At 68.5% G+C, this 4,578-nt stretch carries 6 protein-coding genes and 1 pseudogene; 1 reads left to right on the top strand and 6 read right to left on the bottom strand.

All coding sequences use genetic code 11. The features are described 5' to 3' along the window. Positions 1 to 512, bottom strand: a pseudogene (locus tag AB4Y86_RS12860) (anthranilate synthase component I); the annotation flags it as partial. A gap of 97 nt (positions 513 to 609) precedes the next feature. Beyond that, positions 610 to 1,074 carry a phosphoribosyl-AMP cyclohydrolase gene (gene hisI / locus AB4Y86_RS12855; protein WP_441402608.1) on the bottom strand — a complete coding sequence of 155 codons (465 nt, stop codon included), beginning with the start codon at positions 1,072 to 1,074 and terminating at the stop codon, positions 610 to 612. 144 nt (positions 1,075 to 1,218) lie between these two features. Between hisI and AB4Y86_RS12850 the strand changes: the two genes are divergently transcribed. Then, positions 1,219 to 1,863 carry a TIGR03085 family metal-binding protein gene (locus tag AB4Y86_RS12850; RefSeq protein WP_441402610.1) on the top strand — a complete coding sequence of 215 codons (645 nt, stop codon included), beginning with the start codon at positions 1,219 to 1,221 and terminating at the stop codon, positions 1,861 to 1,863. Between the two features lie 94 nt (positions 1,864 to 1,957). On the opposite strand, the gene hisF is transcribed toward AB4Y86_RS12850, so the two are convergent. From hisF to ribH, 4 genes are all read right to left on the bottom strand, one after another. Next, positions 1,958 to 2,734: an imidazole glycerol phosphate synthase subunit HisF gene (hisF, locus tag AB4Y86_RS12845; RefSeq protein ID WP_441402607.1), complete on the bottom strand. Its 777-nt coding sequence runs from the start codon at positions 2,732 to 2,734 to the stop codon at positions 1,958 to 1,960. A gap of 64 nt (positions 2,735 to 2,798) precedes the next feature. Beyond that, positions 2,799 to 3,641 (bottom strand): ATP phosphoribosyltransferase, encoded by an 843-nt coding sequence (gene hisG, locus AB4Y86_RS12840; RefSeq protein ID WP_441402606.1) that lies wholly within the window; start codon positions 3,639 to 3,641, stop codon positions 2,799 to 2,801. Between the two features lie 99 nt (positions 3,642 to 3,740). Next, entirely contained in the window at positions 3,741 to 4,004 is a 264-nt protein-coding gene (locus tag AB4Y86_RS12835; RefSeq protein WP_175321714.1) for a phosphoribosyl-ATP diphosphatase, read from the bottom strand. Positions 4,005 to 4,084: 80 nt separating this feature from the next. Next, positions 4,085 to 4,570 carry a 6,7-dimethyl-8-ribityllumazine synthase gene (gene ribH, locus AB4Y86_RS12830; protein ID WP_441402609.1) on the bottom strand — a complete coding sequence of 162 codons (486 nt, stop codon included), beginning with the start codon at positions 4,568 to 4,570 and terminating at the stop codon, positions 4,085 to 4,087. Between the last annotated feature and the right edge of the window lie 8 nt (positions 4,571 to 4,578).

The following is a 4,578-nucleotide window of genomic DNA, read 5'->3' as shown; positions in this document are numbered from 1 at the left end:
GTGCCGTCCATGTTGTCGTGTACCGCCATGTCCGTGACGAGGTTCAGTGCCATCTCCGGCAGGTCCAGGTCGTCCTCGGGCGGGCTGGTGAGCTTCTCCCAGTGCCGGACGGTTTCCCAGCCAAGGAACCCCACCAGGCCGGAGGTGAAGGGCGGCAGGCCGTCGAAGCGTTCGGTGTGCAGGGCCCGGACGGTGTCGCGGATGGCGTCGACGGGGCTGCCGTCCAGCGGCACTCCGACGGGCGGTTCGCCGAGCCAGTGCGCCTGCCCGTTGCTGGTGGTCAGCGTGGCTCGGGACCTCGCGCCGATGAACGAGTAGCGCGACCAGGCGCCGCCCACCGCGGCGGATTCCAGCAGGAACGTCCCGGGCTGGCCGTGGGCGAGCTTGCGGTACAGCCCGATCGGGGTCTCGGCGTCGGCCAGCACCTTCAGCCGGACGGGGATGACGCGGCTGTGGCCGGCGAGTTTCCGGAACTCGTCCAGGCTGGGGCTGATGACTCCGAGGTCCTGCATGGCTGCGTTTGTCCGCCTGTTCTCTTGGTCTGAAGCTGGTGAAGGGCCGGCGCTGATGGCCGGCGTGCGCTGACGGTCCGGGTGCGCCGCGGGCGGGTCAGTCGGCGGGACCGACGACGGCGTCCAGCGCGCGCCCGTCGAAGCACGTCCGGGTCCCCGTGTGGCAGGCCGCGCCGACCTGGTCGACCCGGACCAGCAGGGCGTCGCCGTCGCAGTCCAGCGCGAGGGACTTGACCCATTGCACGTGGCCGGAGGTGTCTCCCTTCCGCCAGTACTCCTGGCGGGAGCGGGAGAAGAACGTGACCCGGCCGCTGGTCATGGTGCGGTGCAGCGCCTCATCATCCATCCAACCCAGCATGAGCACCTCGTTGGTGTCGAACTGCTGGATGATTGCAGCCACCAGGCCGGCGCTGTCCCGTTTCAGGGACCCGGCAAGACTGGCCGGCAGCGGACCTTGACCGGCTGTCTCCACGGAGGGCTCACCGACGAATTCAGGGACGGATTCGCGGGCCAGTTCAGGGGCGGATTCGCTGACGGGGGCGGGGGCAGGCTGCTCAGACATCAGGTCAAGTCTAGTGCCTCCGGGCCCTGCGCCGCCCGGCGGGCGGCGCACCGTGCTTAACATCCCGGCGAAAAGCCCGCCGGGGCCAAAACCACGCCCCTTCCTGTGCCCACAGGCGCGCGTCTCGTGCTACTTTCACAAGTGATGCAATTCGTCGAACCATCCCGAGAAGTCCTGGCCGAAACCCTGCTGGCGGCCGGTCCTGACTCCCCCACGCTCTGCCAGGGCTGGCAGACCCGGGACCTTGCCGCCCACCTGTACCTGCGGGAGCGCAAAGCCCGCGTCGGACTCGGGCTGCTGATCAAGCGGCTGTCCAAGGCCTCGGACCAGGCAACTGCCGACCTCGCCGCCAAGGTCCGAACCCCGGACGCGTACGCCAAGCTGGTCAACACCTTCCGCTCCGGGCCGCCCGCGTTCTCCCCCCTGCGGATCAAGGCCCTGGACGAGAGCTCCAACCTGATCGAGTACTTCGTGCACACCGAGGACGTCCGCCGCGCGGTGGACCGGTGGGCGCCGCGGGCCCTGGACGAGGCCTACTCTGACGCGCTCTGGGGCGAACTGATCAAGCGCGCCGCCATCTTGTACCGCGGCGTGGACCTGGGCATCGTGCTGGTGCGCCCCTCCGGCCCCCGACACGTGGCCAAGCGCGCCCCTGTCTCGGTCGCAATCGTCGGCGAACCGGGTGAACTCCTGATGCACGCCCACGGCCGGACCCGGCACGCGCTGGTGACGTTCGAAGGCCAGCCGGACGCCGTAGCCCTGCTGCAGTCCGCCGAAGTCGGCCTGTAATCCCCACCCGCTCCCTAACCTCGCAAGCTCGGCCAGGGAACCCTGCGGGTGTGGGCCCAGGCACAACCTACGTTCGTCCGGTGCGGAAGTCCCCTTAGCGGACTTCGAAGCCCGCCTCGCGGATGGCGGCCTTGACCTGGGCGATCATGTCGAGCGGACCGAAGTGGAATACCGAGGCGGCCAGGACGGCGTCAGCGCCGGCAGCCACGGCCGGCGGGAAGTGCTCGGGCTTGCCGGCACCGCCGGAGGCGATCAGCGGCACCTTTACGCTGGCGCGGGCCAACCGGATCAGCTCCAGGTCGAAGCCGTCCTTGGTGCCGTCGGCATCGATTGAATTGAGCAGGATCTCGCCGACGCCGCGGTCGGCCGCCTCCCGTGCCCAGGCCAGGGCGTCGATGCCGGTGCCCTGGCGGCCGCCGTGCGTGGTGACCTCGAACCCGGAAGGGGTCAGTGTCGAGCCGGGACGGGTGCGCCGCGCGTCGAGGGAGAGCACCAGGACCTGGGAGCCGAAGTGCCGGGTGATCTCATCAATCACATCGGGCCGGGCCACGGCCGCCGTGTTGATGGCGGCCTTGTCCGCACCACAGCGCAGCAGCTTGTCCACCTCGGCCACGCCGCGAACGCCGCCGCCGACGGTCAGCGGGATGAACACTTCCTCGGCCGTCCGGCGGACGACGTCGAACGTGGTTTCGCGGTTGCCCGAGGACGCCGTGACGTCAAGGAACGTGAGCTCGTCGGCGCCGCCGTTGTCGTAGCGGTGCGCGAGTTCCACCGGGTCGCCGGCATCGCGCAGGCCTTCGAAGTTGATGCCCTTGACCACGCGGCCGGCGTCGACGTCCAAGCACGGGATGACGCGGACGGCTACAGACATGGCTGCTCCTGGACTGGGCGTACGGACGATGAACTGATGGACGGTGGCTTCACGGGGTGCGGCGCTAGATCCGGCAGGCGTGGATGCTGCTGACCAGGATGGCCCGGGCGCCGAGGTCGTAGAGTTCGTCCATGACCCGGTTGGTTTCCTTCTTGGGCACCATGGAACGGACGGCCACCCAGTCCGAATCGCGCAGCGGCGACACGGTCGGCGACTCCAGCCCGGGCGTCAGGCCGGCGGCCTGCTCCACGAGCTCCTTGCGGATGTCGTAGTCCATCAGCACGTACCGGCGGGCAACCAGGACCCCCTGGAGGCGGCGGATCAGCACTTCGATGGCCGGGTTCTGCTCGCCCGGGCGGCCGATCAGGACCGACTCCGAATCCAGGATGGGCTCGCCGAAGATCTCCATCCCGGCGGCCTTGAGCGTGGTGCCGGTCTCGACGACGTCGGCGATGGCGTCCGCGACGCCGAGCCGGACGGAAGATTCGACCGCCCCGTCGAGGCGCACGACTTTGGCGTCGATGCCGCGCTCGGCGAGGTAGCCGCGGAGCAACCCGTCGTAGCTGGTGGCGAGGCGTTTTCCTTCGAGCTGGTCGATGGAAGTGAAATCCCCCACCGGTCCGGCGAACCGGAATGTGGACACGGCGAAGCCCAGCTGCAACAGCTCCTCCGCTTCCACCTCGGCGTCGAGCAGCAGGTCGCGGCCGGTGATGCCGACGTCGAGGGTGCCCTGGCCGACGTACACGGCGATGTCACGCGGGCGGAGGAAGAAAAATTCGATGTCATTGTCGGGATCCACCATGACCAGTTCGCGGCTGTCGCGGCGCTGGCGGTAACCGGCTTCGGCGAGCATCGCGGAGGCGGCTTCGGACAGGGATCCCTTATTCGGGACGGCAACTCTCAGCATGGCAGGTGTTCTTTCTGGTTAGGAAGTCATCAGGGCTCTGCGGGCCACGGGTGCGCCGTCCTGAGCGGACGCAGGTCAGTGCAGGACAGCGCGACGTGGCTAGAGATGCTTGTAGACGTCTTCCAGGCTGAGTCCCTTGGCGAGCATCAGAACCTGCAGATGGTAGAGCAACTGCGAAATCTCTTCCGCTGCGGCCTCATCGGATTCGTACTCGGCAGCCATCCAGACCTCGGCCGCTTCCTCCACGACCTTCTTGCCGATGCCGTGGATTCCGGACTCCAGCTCGGCTACAGTTCGGGAGCCCTCCGGGCGGGTGGCTGCCTTCTCGCTCAGTTCTGCGAACAGCGACTCGAAATTCTTCACGCCTTCCAGCCTACTTGTTCACGGCCGGCCGACGCCTGCCGGGCCTTGCATGACGACGCCGATGTGAGGGAATACACAGCCTAGGAGTATTGCTTCAGCGTGACGGCGGTGGCCAGGGCTGCGGTGACGGCCTCGTGGCCCTTGTCCTCCTTGGAGCCGGCCAGTCCAGCCCGGTCAATGCCCTGCTGTTCGGTGTCGCAGGTCAGCACGCCGAAGCCGACCGGCACGCCGGTCCGGACGCTGACTTCGGTCAGGCCAAGGGTGGCGGCTTCGCAGACGTACTCGAAATGCGGGGTGCCGCCGCGGATCACGACACCGAGCGCCACGACGGCGTCGAAGTGCGGAGCCAGCCGCGCCGCCGCGACCGGCAGCTCAAAGGTTCCGGGGACCCGCAGCACGGTGGGTTCGCCGATGCCGGCGTCTTTCGCGGCGCGCAGGGCGCCGTCCAGCAGGCCATCCATGATCTTGGTGTGCCAGCTGGCGGCCACAATGGCGAGCTTGAGCCGGGAGGTTTCGCCGGGTTCGAAGGTGGTGAGGTCGATCTGGGGGGCGCCGTGGCCGCTCATGCGAGTTC

The sequence above is a fragment of the Arthrobacter sp. 2YAF22_2 genome (assembly GCF_052114645.1).
Classification (GTDB): domain Bacteria; phylum Actinomycetota; class Actinomycetes; order Actinomycetales; family Micrococcaceae; genus Arthrobacter.
The sequence above is the reverse complement of the archived record's forward strand: the minus strand, read 5'-3'. Positions and strand labels throughout refer to the sequence as shown.

Bases quoted from the DNA above. Each gene is read 5' to 3' on its own strand.
- hisF (WP_441402607.1), bottom strand. From the start codon at position 2,734: ATGTCTGTAGCCGTCCGCGTCATCCCGTGCTTGGACGTCGACGCCGGC.
- ribH (WP_441402609.1), bottom strand. From the start codon at position 4,570: ATGAGCGGCCACGGCGCCCCCCAGATCGACCTCACCACCTTCGAACCC.
- hisI (WP_441402608.1), bottom strand. From the start codon at position 1,074: ATGTCTGAGCAGCCTGCCCCCGCCCCCGTCAGCGAATCCGCCCCTGAA.
- hisG (WP_441402606.1), bottom strand. From the start codon at position 3,641: ATGCTGAGAGTTGCCGTCCCGAATAAGGGATCCCTGTCCGAAGCCGCC.
- AB4Y86_RS12850 (WP_441402610.1), top strand. From the start codon at position 1,219: ATGCAATTCGTCGAACCATCCCGAGAAGTCCTGGCCGAAACCCTGCTG.